The sequence below is a fragment of the Flavobacterium ginsenosidimutans genome, from assembly GCF_003254625.1.
GTDB classification, from domain to species: Bacteria; Bacteroidota; Bacteroidia; order Flavobacteriales; family Flavobacteriaceae; genus Flavobacterium; species Flavobacterium ginsenosidimutans.
This window is the reverse complement of record NZ_QJRJ01000077.1, coordinates 279400-301423: the sequence shown is the minus strand read 5'-3', so window position 1 is coordinate 301423 and position 22024 is coordinate 279400. Positions and strand designations below refer to the sequence as shown.

General features: G+C 35.8%; 11 protein-coding genes. 10 read left to right on the top strand and 1 reads right to left on the bottom strand.

Features of this window, described 5'->3' with window-relative positions:
• The first annotated feature begins 8 nt into the window (after nucleotides 1–8).
• From DM444_RS13230 to DM444_RS13185, 10 genes are all read left to right on the top strand, one after another.
• Nucleotides 9–869 carry a hypothetical protein gene (locus DM444_RS13230; RefSeq protein WP_111287380.1) on the top strand — a complete coding sequence of 287 codons (861 nt, stop codon included), beginning with the start codon at nucleotides 9–11 and terminating at the stop codon, nucleotides 867–869.
• A gap of 138 nt (nucleotides 870–1007) precedes the next feature.
• Entirely contained in the window at nucleotides 1008–3494 is a 2487-nt protein-coding gene (locus DM444_RS13225; protein ID WP_111287378.1) for a glycoside hydrolase family 2 TIM barrel-domain containing protein, read from the top strand.
• 133 nt (nucleotides 3495–3627) lie between these two features.
• Entirely contained in the window at nucleotides 3628–6027 is a 2400-nt protein-coding gene (locus DM444_RS13220) for a glycoside hydrolase family 31 protein (RefSeq protein ID WP_111287376.1), read from the top strand.
• Nucleotides 6028–6387: 360 nt separating this feature from the next.
• Nucleotides 6388–8394: a glycoside hydrolase family 97 protein gene (locus DM444_RS13215; RefSeq protein ID WP_111287374.1), complete on the top strand. Its 2007-nt coding sequence runs from the start codon at nucleotides 6388–6390 to the stop codon at nucleotides 8392–8394.
• 144 nt (nucleotides 8395–8538) lie between these two features.
• Nucleotides 8539–10695, top strand: coding sequence for a glycoside hydrolase family 3 C-terminal domain-containing protein (locus tag DM444_RS13210; RefSeq protein WP_111287372.1), 2157 nt, complete (start codon nucleotides 8539–8541; stop codon nucleotides 10693–10695).
• A 23-nt stretch (nucleotides 10696–10718) separates the two neighbouring features.
• Nucleotides 10719–12305, top strand: coding sequence for a GH39 family glycosyl hydrolase (locus DM444_RS13205; RefSeq protein WP_111287370.1), 1587 nt, complete (start codon nucleotides 10719–10721; stop codon nucleotides 12303–12305).
• A 98-nt stretch (nucleotides 12306–12403) separates the two neighbouring features.
• Nucleotides 12404–14641: a glycoside hydrolase family 3 C-terminal domain-containing protein gene (locus tag DM444_RS13200; protein ID WP_111287368.1), complete on the top strand. Its 2238-nt coding sequence runs from the start codon at nucleotides 12404–12406 to the stop codon at nucleotides 14639–14641.
• A 95-nt stretch (nucleotides 14642–14736) separates the two neighbouring features.
• A complete protein-coding gene (locus tag DM444_RS13195; protein WP_111287366.1) occupies nucleotides 14737–16227 on the top strand; it encodes a cellulase family glycosylhydrolase in 1491 nt (496 codons plus the stop codon).
• A gap of 114 nt (nucleotides 16228–16341) precedes the next feature.
• Nucleotides 16342–18288, top strand: a complete 1947-nt coding sequence (locus DM444_RS13190; RefSeq protein ID WP_111287364.1) for a sialate O-acetylesterase — start codon at nucleotides 16342–16344, stop codon at nucleotides 18286–18288.
• Between the two features lie 285 nt (nucleotides 18289–18573).
• Nucleotides 18574–20970 carry a glycoside hydrolase family 95 protein gene (locus tag DM444_RS13185; protein WP_111287362.1) on the top strand — a complete coding sequence of 799 codons (2397 nt, stop codon included), beginning with the start codon at nucleotides 18574–18576 and terminating at the stop codon, nucleotides 20968–20970.
• A gap of 378 nt (nucleotides 20971–21348) precedes the next feature.
• Here the strand turns inward: DM444_RS13185 and DM444_RS13180 are convergent, their stop codons facing one another.
• On the bottom strand, nucleotides 21349–21894 hold the full coding sequence (locus DM444_RS13180) for a CvpA family protein (protein ID WP_111287360.1): 546 nt from the start codon (nucleotides 21892–21894) through the stop codon (nucleotides 21349–21351).
• Nucleotides 21895–22024 lie beyond the last annotated feature (130 nt).

The following is a 22024-nucleotide window of genomic DNA, read 5'->3' as shown; positions in this document are numbered from 1 at the left end:
AAATGACTATGAAACGTATATTATATATTTTATTAACTGCTGCAACGATAAGTTCAGGTTTAGCTTCTTGCGAGGCTATCGAAGATCGCGAAAGCCTTCCAGCAGTTACCTTGACACCAGAAACACTTGAATATTCTGTGACTCAAGATGCAACAAACAAAAATATTGTAATTCTTAAAAGCGAAGACCCTACAGTTATTCCATATTGGAAATATGTAGACGCTGCTGGAAATGAATTAGGACACTCAAATAAAAGTAGTGATCAGGTAACTTTACCTTTTGCTGGAAAATATACTATTTATTTCACGGCTTATACAAGAGGAGGTTCTGTAGAAGCTGCTCCTACTGTGGTTGATATCGCTGAAAATGATGACACTTACTTTAAAGATCCTAAATGGGAAATGTTGACGAATGGAGTTGACGGAAAAACATGGGTTTTAGATTTTGTTGATCCTATTGGCTGGGCTGGTTTAGACTATCCTTACAACCCAACAGGAAGCGATTATTGGAACTGGTTTCCAGATTACGCAAGTAATTCTTGGGTTATGCCAAATAAAAATTGGGGAGAAATGTATTTTGATTTAAATGGAAATTACAATACATCTGTTACTCAAACAGCGATTGCAAACAACAATCAAACAACTAAAACTGGAACATACACATTTGATATAGCAAATAATAAATTAGTTTTTAATGGTGGTGTCGAAATGCTTTACGGTGGAGACTATTATGGAGACTGCAGTAACTGGTATAGTGTAAAATTGGTTGAGATTACTAAAACATCTTTAAGATTAGCAGTAGTAAGAGATCAAAGTAGAACTGGTGAAGGAGTTTGTTTAATTGTATTCCATTACAAGCCAAAATCGTAAGTTAGTTAGTTTTGAAGTCTCAGTCCTAAAAACATTTTGTAATGTTCTTTAAGACTGAGACTTAAATTATTTTATTAAGAAATAAATGAAATCAATTTTTATTTCTATCTTCAAATTCCAAAAACAAAAAAAGTACCTATGCAAATTAAAAAAAACATAAAAAACATAAGTTTATGGGCAGTTGCAGCTGGAGTTTTTTTCTTGAATTCTTGTTCAAAAAAGGAGGATGCATTTATAAACCGAAAAGTTTCTTTTAATGCAGATTGGAGCTTTCATCTAAATGATAGTATTGTAGATAAAGATACTATTGGAACTTCTACAAAATGGAGAACTTTAGACGTTCCGCATGATTGGAGCATCGAAGGGAAATTTGATGAAAAAAGTCCTGCAGGTTATGGCGGAGGATCTCTTAACGGAGGTTTAGGCTGGTACAAAAAAACATTTAAAGTTGCTGCAGAAGACAGCACAAAAATAACTTCAATCACTTTTGACGGTGTTTACAGAAACAGCGAAGTTTGGGTAAACGGGCATTATTTAGGAAAACGTCCAAACGGATACATTGGTTTTCAATATGAAATTACGCCGTACTTAAACTACGGAGACAAAAACAACGAAATAATTGTTAAGGTTGACAATTCAAAACAACCCAATTCACGCTGGTATTCGGGTTCAGGAATTTTTAGAAATGTCTGGATCGAAACAACAGACAAACTTCACGTTGGACAATGGGGAACTTATATTACAACTCCAAAAGTTACGGCTGAAAAAGCTTCTGTAAGTATTGAAACAACAATTAAAAATCAATACAAAGAAGGTAAAAAAGCAAAAGTAACGACAACTATTTTTAAAGAAGATACCAAAGTAACATCGGTTACTCAAGATATAACAATCAATGCAAATGGAAATCAAATTGTAAAGCAATCAGCTGAAGTTGAAAATCCTGCATTATGGTCAGATGAAAAACCTGAATTGTACACAGCAGTTACCGAAATTTCGCTTGACGATAAAATCATTGATCAATACAAAACCACTTTCGGAATCAGAGATTTTAAATTCGATTTGAATAAAGGGTTTATTTTGAATGGAAAACAAGTCAAAATAAAAGGAGTTTGTATGCATCACGATTTAGGCCCGTTGGGTTCTGCAATCAACACGCGTGCAATCGAACGCCAGTTAGAAATCTTGAAAGAAATGGGGGTAAACGGAATCAGAACCTCTCACAATCCGCCTGCTCCAGAACTTTTACAGCTTTGCGACAAAATGGGTTTCATTGTCATGGATGAAGCTTTTGATATGTGGAAACAAAACAAAACTAAATACGATTATGCTAACGATTGGGACAAATGGCACAAACAAGATCTAATCGATCAGTTGTTACGCGACCGAAATCATGCTAGTATTTTTATGTGGAGTATTGGTAATGAAATTCCAGAGCAGTGGAACGAAACAGGTATTGAAATTGCAAAAGAATTGGCGGCAATTACACGTCAATATGATAAAACAAGACCAATTACTGCGGGAATGAATCCGCCAGTAAATATGAATATTGATGCAGTGACTTTGCAGTTTGAGAAAAAGAATGTTTCAATTAATCCGCTTGCTGGATCTGGAGTTTTAGATTTAATTGGATACAATTATGCGCACCAGACATTCGAACATCATCTGAAGAACTTCCCAAATACACCTTTTATCGCAACTGAAACCACTTCAGGCTTACAGACAAGAGGTTATTACGATGCGGTTTCAGACACCATCAAAAAATGGCCGGTTAGTTGGGATAAAAAATTTGAAGGAGGAAATCCTGGAAATACGGTTTCAGCTTATGACCAAGTACAGACACCTTGGGGTTCTACACACGAAGCAACTTGGAAAGTCATCAAAAAATATGATTTCTTGGCAGGAATGTACGTTTGGACAGGTTTCGATTATATCGGAGAACCAACTCCGTACGAATGGCCATCTGTAAGTTCGTATTTTGGAATTGTAGATTTAGCTGGTTTCCCAAAAGATGTTTATTATATGTACCAAAGCGAATGGACAGATAAAACCGTTCTTCATATTTTCCCGCATTGGAATTGGAAAGCTGGACAAACTGTTGATGTTTGGGCATATTACAATAAAGCCGATGAGGTGGAACTTTTCGTAAACGGAAAATCAGTTGGAAAAAGAAGTAAAAAAGGAGACGATTTGCACGTAATGTGGAGAATTCCTTTTGAAGCTGGAACTTTAAAAGCCATTTCTCGTAAAGACGGAAAAGTAGTTTTAGAAAAAGAGATCAAAACGGCTGGAAATCCTTCACAATTAAAACTGACAGCAGACAGAAGTACAATCAAAGCAGACAAAAATGATTTGTCTTTTGTAACTGTAGATATTTTAGATGCTAATGGAACGATAGCGCCAAATGCCAATAACGAAATCAACTTCTCTTTAAAAGGAAACGGAAAAATCGTAGGCGTTTGCAGTGGAGATCCAGTTAGTCACGAATCGTATAAAGGAAATAAACATACGGCTTTGGCTGGAAAATGCTTGGTTATTGTACAATCTGGAGATAAATCAGGAAGATTGGAATTAACCGCAAGTGCAAACGGATTGAAACAATCCACAATTGTAATTACAACCGAATAATAAGTTGCGCTATCCTAACAGGTTTCCAAAACCTGTTAGGTATCAATATATTTAATTAAGATATTAAAAAAAATAAATACCTAACAGGTTTTGGAAACCTGTTAGGATAAACTAACATCTAGATTATTAACCAATGAAAAACTCAAAACTAACCGCATTATTTTCTGCTCTTATGTTTGGATTTTTAGCAGTTCCAAATGCTAATGCTCAAATTCAAAATGCAGATGTATTAAATGCTCCAATAGATATCAGTAAAGATTTTCAGAACTATCTGAACACTTTTTATTTTGCCGACGAATTGGCTTCTTTTGATCCTGCAACGGGAAAAGGAACCATCAAATATTTGAGATACAATTATAAAACACGTCAGGCTTTCAACAACATGATGATGAAACCAGATGTTGAAAAAGCAAACGAATTTCCAACAACAGAATATGCAGAATCTCCTGTTTTGCCATTCGAAATTCAGTTTGTTTCAGACAGAACAGTTAGAATCAAAACGACTTCTGGACCGCAATTTCATCCACAGGCAACATCTTTAATGTTGGTTGACGGCGTTGCGCCAAATCATCCTGAATTATGGAAATATGCTAAAATTGAAGGCGGTCACAGTTATACAAGTAAACACGGAAGAGTTGAAATTTTGACAAAACCTTGGCACGTAAAAATCTACGATGAAAAAGGAAAATTGCTGACAAGCACACTTCACGATACCGATTTTAAAAATACATACACGCCGACACTTCCGTTTTCTTATGTTCGCAGAAACAGCGATTATTCAAGAAGTATGGGTGCAGCTTTCAGCTTAGAACCAGACGAAAAAATATTTGGTTGTGGTGAATCATTTACCCAATTCAACAAACGCGGACAAAAAGTAGTTTTATGGACGGATGACGCAAATGGAATCCAAAACGAAACGATGTACAAACCGATTCCGTTTTACATGAGCAGCCGTGGTTACGGAGTTTTCATGCACCATTCAACACCAATTACAGTGGACTTCGGGAAATACTTTTCAAGTGCCAACGAAATGTACATTGGAGATGACGAAGCAGATTTATTTTTCTTTATTGGAGAACCAAAAGATATCTTAGACCAATACACGAATTTGACTGGAAAAGCTGCAATGCCGCCACTTTGGTCTTTCGGTTTCTGGATGAGTAGAATCACTTATTTCTCTGAAAAAGAAGGAAGAGAAGTAGCAAGAGATTTACGTAAATATAAAATCCCAACAGACGTAATTCACTTCGATACAGGCTGGTTTGATGTAGATTGGAGAAACAATTATGAGTTTGCAAAATCTCGTTTCCCAGATGCCACAAAAATGATGTCTGATTTAAAGAAAGACGGTTTCCAAGTTTGTTTATGGCAATTACCTTATTTCACGCCAAAGAATACTTTGTTCCCAGAAATCATGGATAAAAACTTAGCGGTAAGAGATAGAAAAGGAAATCTTCCGTACGAAGACGCTGTTTTAGATTTCTCAAATCCAGAAACGGTAACTTGGTACCAAGGAAAATTGAAAAAATTATTTGATGAAGGCGTTGCAGTTTTCAAAGTAGATTTTGGAGAAGCGGCACCGCCAGACGGAATTTACCATTCTGGAAGAACTGGTTTCTATGAGCACAATTTATATCCGTTACGTTACAATAAAGCTGTTGCAGAAATCACTCAAAAAGAAAAAGGATACACTTTAATTTGGGCAAGAAGTACTTGGGCAGGATCACAGCGTTACCCTTTACATTGGGGAGGAGATTCTGAAACTTCAAACGGAGCAATGTCAGCAGAATTACGCGGCGGACTTTCATTAGGTTTAAGCGGATTCAGTTTCTGGAGTCATGATGTTGGAGGTTTCGCAACAAAATCTCCTGAGAATATTTACAGAAGATGGACACCATTTGGAATGTTTACTTCGCACGTAAGAAGCCACGGAGAACCACCTCGCGAACCTTGGTTGTACAGCAAAGAATTCTTAGAAGGATTTAGAAAAGCAGATAATATGCGTTACGAATTAATGCCATATATCTACGCACAAGCAAAAGAAAGTTCTCAAAAAGGATTGCCAATGATGCGCGCTCTTTTTGTAGAATATCCAAACGATCCGGGAGCTTGGTTAGTAGATAATCAATATTTATTTGGTTCGAGTATGTTGGTTGCACCGCTTTTTGAAGAGGTTGAAGAAAGAGACGTTTATCTTCCAGAAGGAACTTGGATCGATTATCAAACTAAAAAAGTGTATCAGTCAGGCTGGCATAAAATCAAAGCGGGCGAGGTGCCAATTATCGTTTTAATTAAAGATGGAACTGCAATTCCACACATCGGTTTAGCGCAGTCTACAAAAGATATGGATTGGAGTAAATTGACTTTGAAAGTTTACGCAAGCGATAAAACTACTTCGGCAACAGCCAAAGTATTTTTACCAGAAGGTGACGCAGTACAAGAAATAAAAGTTACTAAAAATGGAAATAATTTCGATGTAGTTGCAAATCCATTAAACGGAAAAACCACTTTTAAAACCGAGTGGGCAAAATAAAAAAGTTAGCCACTAATTACACGAATTTCCACGAATTGAATTGGTGATAATTGGTGCAATTCGTGGCAAAAAATAAATATTTAAACACATAGAAACATAGGTTTTTGTTTGTGAATAAAAGGAAAATGGAAAGAAACTAGTTTCTCACACATAGAAACTATGTTTGTTTAAACAAGTGAAACGCCTTTTTTTAAGTTTCCAATGAGTTATGATTCTATGTGTTTAAAAAAGTTTAAGCCACAGATTAAAGGATTAAAAAGATTAAAATAAATCTGCAAAAATCTGCCAAATCTGCGAGAAAAAAATCCGCAAACAAAAAAATCCTTTTAATCTGTGGCAAAAAAAATAATACCAAAAAACATGAAAAACTATCTAATTCTCCCAGCCGTATTGTTTTCAATAGCAATAGGCTACAGTCAAAAAACGAAAAACGCTTACGAATTGGCATCGCCAGACGGAAAAAACAAAATCAAATTTGAGTTAGTAAAAAATGCTCCAAAATATGCAGTTTCTCACGGAAAAACTGAAGTAATTTCTCCGTCAGATATGGGATTTGTATTGAAAGGAAACGAAGACTTAAGTTCAAATTTTGAAATTAAAGGAGCAAAAACTTCTACGTTTGACGAAACTTGGGAACAAGTTTGGGGAGAAAAGAAAAATATCAGAAATCACTACAATCAATTGGTAGTCGATTTACAGCAAAAAACAGGAAACAAAAGAAAATTACAAATTCAGTTTCGTGCTTTTGATGATGGAGTTGCTTTTAGATATGTGTATCCAAAACAAAATGTAAAAGACAGTATTTTCATCATGGATGAAAAAACAACTTTTAACTTAAAAGAAGACGGAAAAGCTTGGTGGATTCCCGCAAACAGAGAAAACCGTGACGAATATCTTTTTAAAGATGCGCCAGTAAGTACTTTGGATACCGTTTTAACGCCATTAACAATTGAAAGCAAAAGCGGATTGGCTTTAAGTTTTCACGAAGCAAACTTGATCGATTTTGCAAGTATGACTTTAGTGAATAATAAAGGAACAGAACTAAAATCGGATTTGGTGCCTTGGCCTGACGGAGTTAAAGTTCGTGTAAAAGATACTTTCACTTCTTCTTGGAGAACACTTCAAATTGGAGAAAATCCAGGTGAATTGATTACTTCTTATTTGGTTTTAAATTTAAATGAACCAAACAAATTAAAAAATACAAACAGCTATTTTAAACCATACAAGTATTTAGGAATCTGGTGGGGAATGCACATTGGAAAATATACTTTCTGGGAAAGCGACAAACAAGGCGCAACAACTAAAAATGCTGAAACATATATCGACTTTACAGCAAAAGAAGGTTTCAACCATTTATTGATTGAAGGCTGGAATAAAGGCTGGACACCGGGTTGGTATGAAAACCGTATGCACATGTTCAGTTTCACAAAAAGTGCAGACAATTTCGACTTAGAAAAAGTGGTTGAATACGGAAAGAAAAAGAACATCGAATTAATCGGATATCACGAAACAGGTTCAAACTTAATTAACTACTTAAAAGAAGTTGACGAAGGTTTTGCTTTATACAAAAAATTGGGAATCCATACCGTAAAAATCGGTCACGTAGGTTCTAAATTGAATATGAAACAAATGCACTTCGGACAGTTTGGAGTAAATTATTTCAGATACATTTTAGAAAAGGCAGCACAATACGATTTAGCGGTTTTATACCACGAATCAATAAAAGATACTGGAGAAAGAAGAACTTTCCCAAACATGGTTTCGAGAGAAGCAGCGCGTGGACAAGAATATAACGCTTGGAGCGAAGGAAATCCGCCAAACCATTTAAGTATTATTCCGTTTACAAGATTGCTTTCTGGACCAATGGATTTTACACCTGGAATTTTTGATGTTGAGGTAAAACAGGGCTATCCAGGAAAAAGAATTCAGGGAACAGTTGGACAGCAATTGGCATTGTATGTTACAATTTATTCTCCAATTCAAATGTTAGCCGATCTTCCAGAAAATTATGAAGGAAAACCAGCTTTACAATTCTTAAAAGACGTTCCAACAGATTGGGAAGACACTAAAATCTTAGAAGGAAAAATTGGCGAGTACATCACAACAGCAAGAAAAGACAGAAACAGCGCTGATTGGTATTTAGGAACTTTGACCAACGAAAAACCAAGAAATGTTGAGGTTTCATTATCATTCTTAGATCCAAATGCAACCTATGAAGCTCAGATTTATGTAGATGCTGAAGGAACAGATCAAACGCATAATCCAGAAGCAGTGGCAATTTCTAAGAAAACAGTAAAAGCTTCAGATAAATTACAATTGAAATTAGGCGGAGCTGGTGGTGGAGCAGTGAGATTTAAAAAATTGTAATTATTAATTTCTAAAATCCGACAGGTTTTTAAAACCTGTCGGGTTTCGTTACGCAACGATGAGATTTGAATATTCTAACAGGTTTTTAAAACCTGTTAGGTATTATAAAACACAACCCAAAAAAATTAGTCCTTCTTCCAAAAAATGAAAAACAGTATTCTTTATATCTTTTTTCTTTTATCTGCTAATTTGATGTTATCACAGCAAAAGCAATATCCTTTTCAGGATCCGAGTTTAGATACTGAAAAGCGTATTGACAATTTGCTGTCTTTGATGACGCTGGATGAAAAAGTTCAGGCTCTAAGCACAAATCCGTCAGTAAAAAGATTAGGACTTATTGGTACAGGTCATGTAGAGGGATTACATGGATTGGCTTTGGGCGGACCAGGTGAATGGGGAGGAAAAAATAAAAAGCCATTAACAACAACCACTTTCCCTCAAGCGTATGGTTTAGGAGAAACTTGGGATGTTGAACTTCTTCAAAAAGTTGCAAATGTTGAAGGCTATGAAACCCGTTTTGCTTTGCAAAAATACAATCGAGGTGGACTAGTAGTTCGTGCTCCAAATGCAGATATTGCAAGAGATCCGCGCTGGGGACGTACTGAAGAAAGTTACGGAGAAGATGCTTTTTTTAACGGAATTATGACAGTTGCTTTTGTAAAAGGCTTACAAGGAAATAACTCCAAATACTGGCAAACGGCTTCGTTGATGAAGCATTTTTTGGCAAACAGCAATGAAGACGGAAGAACCTATACATCATCTGATTTTGATGAAAGACTCTGGAGAGAATATTACGCACTTCCTTTTCAAATGGGAGTTGTGGAAGGAGGCTCACGTGCTTATATGGCGGCGTATAACAAAGTAAATGGAATTCCAGCAATGGTACATCCGATGCTTAAAAATATTACGCAGAAAGAATGGGGCCAAAATGGTATTATTTGTACCGATGGAGGTGCTTTTAAATTGCTTCTTTCAGATCATAAATATTATGCAGATAAATATTTAGGAGCGGCTGCAGCTGTAAAAGCGGGTATTAACCAATTTTTGGATGAATTTATAGATGGTATTTATGGTGCTCTTTCTAATGGATATTTGAAAGAAAAAGATCTTGATGAAGTTTTGCGTGGAAATTACCGAGTAATGATAAAACTTGGAATGCTTGATGCTTCAGAAGAAAATCCATATTCGAAAATCGGAAAAGATAAAGATACAATCGATCCTTGGAAAACAGAAGCGCACAAGAAAATCGCTTTAGAGGCAACTCAAAAATCTATTGTTTTATTGAAAAATGAAAAGGGATTTTTGCCCTTGCAAAAGGAAAAAATAAAAACAGTTGCCGTTATTGGACCTCGGGCTGATGAAGTGCTTTTAGACTGGTACAGCGGAACGCCTCCTTATGTTATTACACCTTTGGAAGGAATAAAAAAGAAGCTGGGGAATAATGTCGAAGTTTTAGTCGCAAAAAATAACATTGACGGAAAAGCAGCAACAATAGCAAAAAAAGCAGATTTTGTAATTGTCATTGTTGGAAATCACCCTGTTTGTAATGCTGGATGGGCAAATTGTCCAGTTCCAAGTGAAGGAAAAGAAGCGGTTGACCGCCAGTCTCTAACTTTAGAACAAGAAGATTTGATCAAGGTAGTTTATCAGGCAAATCCGAAAACGGTGGTCGCATTAATCAGCAGTTTTCCTTATGCAATCAATTGGACTCAGGAAAATGTTCCAGCAATTGTACACATGGCTCAGAATAGTCAGGAAACAGGAACGGCATTGGCAGATGTTTTATTTGGAGATTATAATCCTGCAGGACGTTTAACGCAAACTTGGGTAAGAGATATTACCGATCTTCCGGAATTATTGGATTATAACATTCGAAATGGAAGAACCTATATGTATTTTAAAAAGAAACCATTATATGCTTTTGGTCACGGATTAAGTTATACGACTTTCAAATACAATTCGATTGAAACGAGTTCTGAAACTATTTCGAAAAATGAAGAATTAAAAGCTACAGTTTCTGTCACAAATACTGGAAATAAAGATGGTGATGAAGTAGTTCAGCTTTACGTAAAACAATTAGAATCGAAAGTGGAACGACCAGAAAAAGAATTGAAAGCATTTAAGAGAGTTTTCTTTAAAGCTGGAGAAACCAAAAGTGTTGATTTGATTGTAAAAGCAAAAGACTTAGAATATTGGAATACAGCAAAACAAGCGTTCGAACTTGAAAAAAACACAACCGAAATCCAGATCGGAAATTCTTCAGATAACATACTTCTGAAAAAGAAAATTTCAGCTAAATAATTGTAAAAGAATAAAACTTAAACATGAAAAAAAGCCTAGTAATACTATTTGTTTTTGTTGGTTTGGCAAGCTTTAAATCATTTGCACAAGCAACAAACGCTGATTCTCAAAACAGAATTATAAAAGTAGATTTCAAAAAAGAAGCAGGAAAATTAAATACCATGTTCAAAGAATGCATCGGTGCGGGAAGAGCAAATGAAGGTCTTCGTGCAGACTGGCAGCAGCAATTGGCATTGGTAAAAAAAGAATGTGATTTTAAATACATCCGTTTTCATGGTTTATTGACCGATGATATGGCCGTTTATCGTGAAGACGAAAAAGGAAATCCAGAATACAATTACCAATATGTAGACGTTTTGTTCGATTATATTGTGAGTCTAAAAATGAAACCGTTTGTTGAATTAGGTTTTATGCCGAATGCTTTGGCAAGCGGAAAAGAAACTATTTTTTGGTGGAAAGGAAACGTTACGCCTCCAAAAGACTATAAAAAATGGGAAGATTTAATTCGAAATTTAACTCAGCATTTTAAAGAACGCTATGGAGACGAAGAAGTAAAAACATGGTACTTTGAAGTTTGGAATGAGCCTAACTTATCCCCAGGTTTTTGGACAGGAACACAGGCAGATTATTTTAAATTATACGATTATGCAGCCCGTGGCGTAAAAGCAGTAAACCCTGCATACAAAGTTGGCGGACCCGCAACGGCAGGCGCAGGATGGGTTCCGGAAACAATTGATTTTTGTTTTAAAAATAATGTGCCCCTAGATTTTATCTCAACACATACTTATGGTGTAAACCAAGGATATTTGGATGAATTCGGAACTTCTGGAACAGTTTTGAGTCCAGATGTAAACAGTGTAAACGGAGATGTTATAAATTCGCGTAAGCAGATTACCAATTCGGCTAAACCAAATTTAGAATTGCATTACACAGAGTGGAGTTCTTCTTATACACCAGCAGATCCAATTCACGACAGTTATCATTCGGCAGCTTACATTCTGCAAAAACTCAAGCAAGTTGGAAATGCGGCAAACTCCATGTCATATTGGGTTTTTACCGATGTTTTTGAAGAACCAGGACCAAGATTCACGCCTTTTCACGGCGGTTTCGGATTGTTGAATACGCAGGGAATTAAAAAGCCAGCATATTTCTCTTATTATTTAATGAATAAATTAGGAGAAACAGAACTTCAAAACAGTGATAAAGCTTCTTGGACTTCCAAAAATGCAAAAGGCGATGTACAAGTTTTATTATGGGATTTTACGAATACACATCCCGGCGATAAAGTTTGGAACCAAACTTATTACATTCAGGATCTTCCATCAAAAGAAAAAGGAAAAGTAAAAGTGGAGATTGACGGAATACAGAAAGGAAAATATCTTTTAGAAATTTACAAAGTTGGTTATAAAGTAAACGACGCTTACGCAGATTATCTGTCGATGAAAAAACCAAGTCAGTTAACACGTGAGCAAGTCAATTCCATAAAAGAAAAAAATAACGGCGCGCCAATTTCAACAGAAAAAATTACAATTGACGCAAAAGGAACTTTCAGCAGAGAATTTAAAATCAACGAAAATGATGTTGTAATGCTGAATTTAATTAAACAATAATAAAGAGAAAACCACAAACATAAAAATAGTATTAACGGTATTTAAAGATGATTTGTGAGGAATCAAAAATCTTTAAATCAAAAAACACCTAACTATCTATGAAAAACAAAATGATATTCCTTTCATCGGCTTTGGTTTTTGCATTGTTTACTTCTTGTAAAAATGATGCGCAAACTTTAGCTTCAAATTCGGCGCAAACCGAAGAATACGTTGGAAAAGAAATAAGCACAGATCACGATGCCGAAATCGACAAATTGATTTCGCAAATGACATTAGAAGAAAAAATTGGAATGCTTCACGGAAACAGCATGTTTGCCAATGCAGGTGTAAAACGTTTAGGAATTCCAGAATTAAAAATGGCCGACGGTCCGTTGGGAGTTCGTGAAGAAATCTCAAGAGATAATTGGGCTCCAGCCGGATGGACAAACGATTTTGCAACATATTATCCAGCAGGAGGCGCTTTGGCAGCAACTTGGAATGCAGAAATGTCGCATACTTTTGGAACCAGTTTAGGAGAAGAATTACGTGCAAGAGATAAAGACATGTTACTTTCGCCAGCCATCAATATGGTAAGAACGCCACTTGGAGGAAGAACGTACGAATATATGTCTGAAGACCCATTTTTGAATAAAAAAATCGCGGTGCCTTTGATTGTAGGTCTACAAGAAAAAGATGTAATGGCGTGTGTAAAACATTATGCAGCAAACAATCAGGAAACGAATCGCGATTTTGTAGATGTACAAATTGATGAACGTACACTTCGCGAAATTTATCTTCCAGCTTTTGAAGCTTCGGTTAAAGAAGCAAAAGCATACAGTATTATGGGTGCTTACAATAAATTCAGAGGGGAATATTTATGTGAAAATGATTATATGCTGAATAAAATCCTTCGTGACGAATGGGGATTTAAAGGCGTTGTAGTTTCAGACTGGGCTGCGGTTCATTCTACAGCAAAAACTTTGAAAAGTGGTTTAGATATTGAAATGGGAACACCAAAACCTTTCAATGAATTTTTCTTGGCCGATAAATTAATCGCTGCAGTTAAATCTGGAGAAGTTTCTGAGAAAGAAATTGATTTGCATGTAAAACGTATTTTAAGAGTTTTATTCCAAGTGAAAGCAATGGGCGGAGGCGAGCGTGCAAAAGGAAGCATTGCAACCGAAGCACATTACCAAGATGCCTACAAAATTGCCGCTGAAGCAATTGTATTGTTGAAAAACGAAAACAATGCATTACCGTTAAAATTGGATGGAGTAAAATCTATTGCAGTGATTGGAAACAATGCGACAAAGAAAAATGCTCTTGGCGGATTTGGAGCTGGAGTAAAAACAAAAAGAGAAGTTACACCTCTTGAAGGTCTTAAAAACAGACTTCCTGCATCAATTAAAATTAATTATGCTGAAGGATATTTAGAGCGTTACGATAAGAAGAACAGAGGAAATTTAGGAAATATTACGGCTAATGGACCGGTTACAATCGATGAACTAGATCCAGCAAAAGTTAAAGAAGCAGTAGAAGCAGCTAAAAACTCTGATGTGGCGATTATTTTTGCGGGTTCAAACCGTGATTACGAAACAGAAGCTTCAGACCGTAGAGATTTACACTTGCCATTTGGACAAGAAGAATTAATCAAACAAGTATTGGCTGTTAATCCAAAAACTATTGTAGTTATGGTTGCTGGTGCTCCATTTGATATTAATGAAGTGAGCCAAAAAACTTCAGCTTTAGTGTGGAGTTGGTTTAACGGATCTGAAGGAGGAAATGCTTTGGCAGATGTTATTTTAGGAAAAGTAAATCCGTCAGGAAAATTACCTTGGACAATGCCTAAACAATTAAAAGATTCTCCTGCACACGCAACAAACAGTTTCCCTGGAGATAAAACAGTAAATTACGCTGAAGGACTTTTGATTGGATACCGTTGGTTTGATACTAAAAACGTAGCGCCATTATATCCTTTCGGTTACGGATTATCATACACGACTTTCGCGCTTGATAATGCAAAATCGAATAAAGATTCATATGCTCAAACTGATGTAATTGAAGTTTCTGTTGAAGTTAAAAATACTGGAAAAGTAGACGGAAAAGAAGTAGTTCAATTATATACTGCGAAATCAGATTCTAAAATTACACGTGCAGCACAAGAATTAAAAGGTTTCAAAAAAGTTGCTGTTAAAGCTGGAGGTTCAGAAAATGTAACCATTAAAGTTCCAGTAAAAGAATTAGCATATTACGATGTTGCTGCTAAAAAATGGACAGTTGAGCCAGGAAAATATACTATTAAAGTAGGAACTTCTTCTAGAGACATCAAAAAAGAAATTCAGGTAACAGTTAAATAAATTGTTGTTGCTATAAAATAACCAAACTCTCAACGCCAGCCCATAAAAAGCTGGCGTTGATTTTAAAGACTTACACTTAACTTAAACCAAACCAAATGAAAAAAACAATCAAAGATTATGTCTTGAGCTTTATACTGTGCTTTGCTTTTTTAGGAGTTTTAGCTTGCAGTTCAGATAAAGAAGAGACTCCTCCAACTATAAAAACGCTTTCTTCTACTACAAGCAAAATTGATTTTGAAAGCAAAGAAAATACAATTGAAATAACGATTAATTCTAATGGCGTCACTTGGACTTTGAGTAATTCTGCCAGTTGGATAAAATTAAGTCAGACTACTGGAACATCGGGACAAACAGTAGTAAAAATTACTGCTTTAGAAAATACGACTACGGCTCTGCGAAATGCAGTTATTACACTAAGTGGCGGTGAACTTGCTTCTGAGGCAATTTCAGTTTCTCAAGCAGCAGGAAGTTTATATCCAAGTTATAACACTAATCCAATTGCAGCCGATGCATCAGGAATGGGAAGTTCTGCAGTTGAATTGGCAGCAAAAATTAAATTAGGTTGGAATATCGGAAATACTTTAGAAGCAACTGGAGGCGAAACCGCTTGGGGAAATCCAAAAGTGACAAAAGCCTTAATTGATGCTGTAAAAGCAAACGGATTTAATGCGATCAGAATTCCGTGTTCTTGGAATCAGAATCTTGAAAATGCAGCAACAGCAAAAATCAAAACTGAATGGCTGGATAGAGTAAAAGAAGTGGTACAATATTGTGTTGACAATGATATGTATGTTGTGGTCAATATTCACTGGGATGGAGGCTGGCTGGAAAACAATATTACCGAAGCTAAAAAAGATGAAAATAATGCGAAACAAAAAGCTTTTTGGGAACAAATCGCAACGCATTTAAGAGGTTTCGATGAGCATTTACTTTTTGCAAGCGCCAACGAACCAGCGGTTGAAGATGCAGCACAAATGGCAGTTTTAACTTCATATCACCAAACATTTATTGATGCCGTTCGTTCAACAGGAGGGAAAAACGCTACTCGTGTTTTAGTAGTTCAAGGTCCAACTACAGATATTGAAAAAACAAACAAATTAATGACTACATTGCCAGTAGATAAAGTTACAGGCAGAATGATGGTCGAAGTACATTATTATTCTCCGTGGAATTTTGCTGGTTTAACCAAAGACGAATCTTGGGGTAAAATGTTCTATTATTGGGGAGTTGGTTTTCACTCAACAACAGATACAGAACGAAATGCAAGTTGGGGTGAAGAAGCTGATTTAGAGAAAAGTTTCAAATTGATGAAAACCCAATTTGTAGACAAAGGAATTCCAGTTCTTTTAGGAGAATTTGGAGCAATTCGAAGAACAACTTTGACAGGAGATGCTTTGACTTTACATTTAAATTCGAGAGCATATTATTTAAAAACGGTAGTCAAAACAGCAAAAGCAAACGGATTATTACCTTTTTATTGGGACGAAGGAAGTACAGGAAATAACGGTTTTGGAATTATAAATAGAAGCAATAATACCGTCTTCGATACACAGGCTTTAAATGCTTTAATCGAAGGTTTACAATAGAAATAAGTCTTTAAATCATGCAAGTGATATAAGTAAATTTTAGAAATGAATAAATTTAAAACTTAAAATCTCTTATATCACTTATGTGGTTCAAAAATATTTAAATTAGAAAATATGAAAAAATCAATAGTTTTTATTTTATTGATATTTAGTGCGATATCTAGCGCTAATGTAAGGATGCCTTTAATATTCTCTGACGGAATGGTTTTGCAAAGAGACAAGCAAATTCCGATTTGGGGTTTTGCCGATGCAAATGAAAGTATAGAAATTCATTTTAATAAACAAATTAAGAAAACAGCGGCCGATAAAAACGGAAAATGGACGGTAAATTTAAGTCCAGAAAAAGCCGGTGGACCTTTCGAATTACTCATTATCGGAAAAAATAAAATCACGATCAAAAATGTTTTGGTTGGCGAAGTTTGGATTTGCAGCGGACAATCGAATATGGAATTTCAGGTTTTCAAAACCATGAATTCTGAAAAAGAAATTAGCAGTGCAGATTATCCAATGATTCGTCATTTTGGCGTTGCGCAAGATTTAAGCGGAACTCCAAAAGACGATTTAAAACAAGGGAAATGGGAAGTAGCAAATAAAGAAAATGTAGGCAACTTTACAGCAGTTGGATATTATTTCGCTAGAAAATTGTATTCAGAATTAAAAATCCCAATCGGAATTATCAATACTTCTTGGGGCGGAACCAATGTTGAAACTTGGACAAGCCGTGAAGCTTTTGAAAATAGTCCTGATTTTAAAGCCATGATTGCTGATGTTCCAACCGTAGATATCAATGCCATTTTTGAAACCTATAAAAAATCAGTTTTAGACAATCTGAAAAAGGTACAAGGTTTTGATGTTTCAATGGAAAACGAAGATCAATTTAAAAACGCAAATTACCAAGATAAAAACTGGCCAGAAATAAAAGTGCCTTCACTTTGGGAAAATCAGCAAATCAGCAATATCGACGGAATTGTCTGGATGCGAAAAACCATTGTTTTAACAGCAGAACAAGCCAAAAAAGAAGCCACTTTACATTTAGCAAAAGTTGACGACGAAGACAAAACCTTTGTAAACGGAGTAGAAATTGGAACAAACAATCTTTGGGATGCCAAAAGAATTTACAAAATTCCAGCAAATGTTCTTAAAGAAGGAACAAACGTAATCGCAGTAAGAATTACAGATTACAGCGGCGGCGGCGGAATTTACGGCGATCCGCAAGATTTAAAAATCGACTTTAAAGATTCGAGTCTTCCGTTAGAAGGACTTTGGAAATTCAACGTAGTAAAAGTGAGAATTGAAGTTTCGCCAAACAGTTATCCTTCCTTGTTGTACAATGCGATGGTAAATCCATTAGTGCCTTATGCGATGCAGGGAGTTTTATGGTATCAAGGAGAAGCCAATGTTTGGAGAGCGGCAGAATACAAAAAGTCATTTCCATTAATGATAAACGATTGGAGAACAAAATTCAAACAAGGTAATTTCCCTTTTTATTTTGTTCAATTATCCACTTTCGATGAATTTGGAGGAAACAGCCAAAAAGGAAGCCGTTGGGCAGAACTTCGCGAAGCACAATCTGAAACTTTAAAATTGCCAAATACTGGAATGGCCGTAACAACCGATATTGGAAATGCAAAAGACATTCACCCAACCAACAAACAAGACATTGGTTTGCGTCTGGCAGCGATTGCGATGAATAATATTTACGGCAAAAAACAAGTTCACAGCGGACCAACTTATAAATCTCAACAAATAAAAGGAAACCAAATTATCCTTACTTTCGATAACATCGGCAGCGGATTATCAACTTCAGATAATGAAGAATTAAAAGGTTTCGAGATCGCTGGTGCAGACAAAGTTTTTCATTCCGCGAAAGCGATCATTAAAGACAACAAAATAATCGTTTCAAGCGATAATGTTCAAAATCCCGTTGCAGTGCATTACGGCTGGGCAGACGACGATACAACAATTAATCTTTTTAATAAAGAAAAATTTCCAGCATCGCCATTTAGAACTGATAATTGGGAAATGCTGACGGCGAATGAGAAATATAAAGTGAGTAAATAGTTATTAGTCGTTAGTGATTAGTCCTCAGTCCCCAGTAAATAGCTAAATAATTCGCAACGATATATGTTCCGCTAGGAACATTTCATCGGTAGCAACGGATGAAATCCGTTGATGAAAAAATAAACGTCCCATAATAATGTTCCATAGGAACATCTGATTGATTATAGGTTTTTATCCTAACAGGTTTCCAAAACCTGTTAGGTATCACTAGATTTTTTTATTAGTTTAGATAAAAAATAAATACCTAACAGGTTTTGGAAACCTGTTAGGATAATATAACCAAATATGATTAAAAAAACATTTCTCCTCTTACTTCTCACGTCTTGCTACACAAACATTTCGGCGCAATCCAAGAATGTTTTATGGTACAAACAACCCGCAGAATTCTTTGAAGAAAGCTTAGTTTTAGGAAACGGAAAAATGGGAGCAACCGTTTTTGGAGGCGCCAATTCAGATAAAATTTATTTGAATGACATTACGCTTTGGTCAGGTGAACCCGTAAATGCTAATATGAGCCCAGACGCTTATAAAAACATCCCAGCAATTCGCGAAGCTTTGCAGAATGAAAATTACAAACTGGCAGAAGAACTGAATAAAAAAGTTCAGGGGAAAAATTCCGAATCGTATGCGCCTTTAGGAACATTAGAAATCAATAATTCTGAAAAGGGAAAAGCAGTAAATTACCATCGTGAATTGGATCTTTCGAACGCTATTTCAAAATTAAGCTACGAAATGGCGGGAATAAAATATACACGAGAATATTTTGTGTCGGCTCCAGATAAGGTTATGATTATCAAATTAACAGCCGATCAAAAAGGAGCTTTAAACTTTGATATCAATTTGAAAAGCCTTTTACAATCAAATGTCGAAGTCCGAAACAATATTTTGATATTGAGAGGTTCTGCACCAATTCATGAAAATGCAGGATATAATGTTTTGCCAAAATATCTGAATTTAAAAGATAGAGGAACGAAATTTACTGGTTTAGTCCAAATTAAAAAAACTGATGGGACGATTACAAGTTCTAGAGAAACGTTGACTTTAAAAGATGCTACAGAAGCGATAATCTTTGTTTCTGTCGCAACAAGCTTTAATGGTTTTGACAAAAATCCAGCATCAGAAGGTTTAGACGATGTTTCAATTGCTTTGCAGAATCTGAATAACGCCTACGCAAAAGCATTCGATAAATTAAAAGAATCTCACATTACCGATTATCAAAAATTCTTCAATCGTGTCAATTTAGATTTAGGAAAAACAACCGCTCCAGATTTGCCAACAGACGAACGTTTATTACGTTACGCAGATGGAAGCGAAGATAAAAATCTCGAAATTCTATATTTCAATTTCGGACGCTATTTATTAATCAGTTCGTCAAGAACTTTGGGCGTTCCTGCCAATTTACAAGGACTTTGGAATCCGCATTTAAGTCCGCCTTGGAGCAGTAATTATACGATGAATATCAATCTGGAAGAAAATTACTGGCTGGCAGAAAACACCAATCTTTCCGAAATGCATTCGTCACTTTTGAGTTTTATTAAAAACCTTTCGGTAACAGGAAAAGTTACAGCCAAAACTTTTTACGGAGTAGATAAAGGCTGGGCGGCGGCTCATAATTCAGATATTTGGGCAATGACTAATCCGGTTGGACAATTCGGAAAAGAAGATCCTATGTGGGCGTGCTGGCCAATGGCACAAGCGTGGTTGAGTACACATATTTGGGAACATTATACTTTTACACAAGATTTAGCTTATTTGAAAAAAGAAGGTTATCCGTTAATGAAAGGCGCAGCCGAATTTTGTTTAGGCTGGCTTGTCGCGGATAAAAACGGAAACCTAATCACTTCGCCATCGACTTCACCAGAAAATCAATATAAACTGGCAGATGGTTTTGTGGGCGCAACACTTTATGGTGGAACTGCCGATTTAGCCATGATTCGCGAATGTTTTGATAAAACCATAAAAGCTTCAAAAGTGCTGAATACGGATGCTGGTTTCAGAAAAGAATTGGAAACAGCACTTTTAAAACTGCATCCGTATCAAATTGGTAAAAAAGGAAATTTACAGGAATGGTATTTTGATTGGGAAGATAATGATCCAAAACACCGTCATCAATCACATTTATTCGGACTTTTCCCTGGTGATCATATTACACCTTTAAAAACTCCTGATTTAGCGGAAGCTTCAAAGAAGACATTAGAAATAAAAGGCGACGAAACCACTGGTTGGTCAAAAGGATGGAGAATCAATCTTTGGGCGAGACTTTGGGACGGAAATCGCTCTTATAAAATGTATCGTGAATTACTGCGCTACGTAGATCCTGACGGAAAGAAAACAGACAAACCAAGAAGAGGAGGAGGAACGTATCCGAATTTATTTGATGCGCATCCGCCATTTCAAATTGATGGTAATTTTGGAGGCGCAGCTGCGGTTGCAGAAATGTTAGTTCAGTCAGATGAAAATGAAATTCGATTATTACCTGCTTTGCCAGATGCCTGGGCAGAAGGTTCAGTGAAAGGAATTTGCGCTCGCGGCGGATTTGAAATTGAAATGACGTGGAATAATAAAAAAACAGAAAAAGTAATTGTTTCTTCTAAAAATGGAGGGAAAACAACTTTGATTTTTGGCGATAAAAAACAAGAGATTGTTTTGAAAAAAGGAGAAAAATTAGAAGTAAAGTTCTAAATAATTATGAAAATGAATGTCATCCTGAGCGTAGTCGAAGGCTCATTTTGCATATAAGGGCTTCGACTTCGCTCAGCCTGACAAACGAATAGTAAACCCGTCAGGTTTTTATAACCTCTCGGGTTTTGTGTTTTTAGGCAAGCTTCGGAGAAGCGAAATATTTATAGGAAATAATGAACATTTACAATATAAAGCTCCAGCGGAGCGAAATATATGTCGCTCCGCTGGAGCTCGCTTTGGGATCGTACTTTTTAATTTCTATAAATATATCGCCTCGCTGAGGCTTTTTAATAACAAACCCGACAGGTTTCAAAAACCTGTCGGGTTTGTTGATTTGAAAACAAGAGGCTTCGACTTCGCTCAGCCTGACAAAATGAATTATTCCTTGTCTGCAGTTTGTTCTTCTTCTGGTTTCTCAGAATGTTCTTTTTTAAAAGTCTCGTACCATTTTTCGATGGAAGGATACACAAAAGCAGCAACTTTTTTTACCGGATTATAAAAAATGTAATTGTCTAAAGTTTCTTTTTTTGCGAATGTATTATTGAAGTTTATCTTTTCGAACAAAGCAATAAAAATACTCAGAATTAGAATGGTTTTTAAAATCCTAAAGAAGCCACCACCGAGTTTGTTTATCCAGCCTAACATGGCAAAATCGGCAATTCCTGTTAGAATTTTGGCTAAGAAATATACGCCTATCACAACTAGAATAAAAGTTAAGATAAAAGCCGTTATTTGAATATTTGTAGGATTCCAAGAAACATGCTTTGAAATCATTTCGGTCATTAATGAAGAAAATTTTATCGCAAGATAAATTCCTAATAACAATGAAATGAAAGAAGCAACTTCTACAAAAAGTCCGTTTTTAATGCCTTTGTATAAACTGTAACACAAAAGTGCACCTACGATAATATCAAAAAAACTCATGTTTTGTTTTGGTGTTTAATGAGGCGCAAATATAGATTTTTTTTAGGTTCAGAGGTTCAGAGAGGCGAAGGTTCAGAGGTTTTTTGTAATGCTCTTTGGTATACGTTTATTTTTTTAGGTGCAATGTATT

Excerpts from the sequence above, each read along its gene's own strand:
- DM444_RS13230 (WP_111287380.1), top strand. The coding sequence starts at position 9 with ATGAAACGTATATTATATATTTTATTAACTGCTGCAACGATAAGTTCA.
- DM444_RS13225 (WP_111287378.1), top strand. The coding sequence starts at position 1,008 with ATGCAAATTAAAAAAAACATAAAAAACATAAGTTTATGGGCAGTTGCA.
- DM444_RS13220 (WP_111287376.1), top strand. The coding sequence starts at position 3,628 with ATGAAAAACTCAAAACTAACCGCATTATTTTCTGCTCTTATGTTTGGA.
- DM444_RS13215 (WP_111287374.1), top strand. The coding sequence starts at position 6,388 with ATGAAAAACTATCTAATTCTCCCAGCCGTATTGTTTTCAATAGCAATA.
- DM444_RS13210 (WP_111287372.1), top strand. The coding sequence starts at position 8,539 with ATGAAAAACAGTATTCTTTATATCTTTTTTCTTTTATCTGCTAATTTG.
- DM444_RS13205 (WP_111287370.1), top strand. The coding sequence starts at position 10,719 with ATGAAAAAAAGCCTAGTAATACTATTTGTTTTTGTTGGTTTGGCAAGC.
- DM444_RS13200 (WP_111287368.1), top strand. The coding sequence starts at position 12,404 with ATGAAAAACAAAATGATATTCCTTTCATCGGCTTTGGTTTTTGCATTG.
- DM444_RS13195 (WP_111287366.1), top strand. The coding sequence starts at position 14,737 with ATGAAAAAAACAATCAAAGATTATGTCTTGAGCTTTATACTGTGCTTT.
- DM444_RS13190 (WP_111287364.1), top strand. The coding sequence starts at position 16,342 with ATGAAAAAATCAATAGTTTTTATTTTATTGATATTTAGTGCGATATCT.
- DM444_RS13185 (WP_111287362.1), top strand. The coding sequence starts at position 18,574 with ATGATTAAAAAAACATTTCTCCTCTTACTTCTCACGTCTTGCTACACA.
- DM444_RS13180 (WP_111287360.1), bottom strand. The coding sequence starts at position 21,894 with ATGAGTTTTTTTGATATTATCGTAGGTGCACTTTTGTGTTACAGTTTA.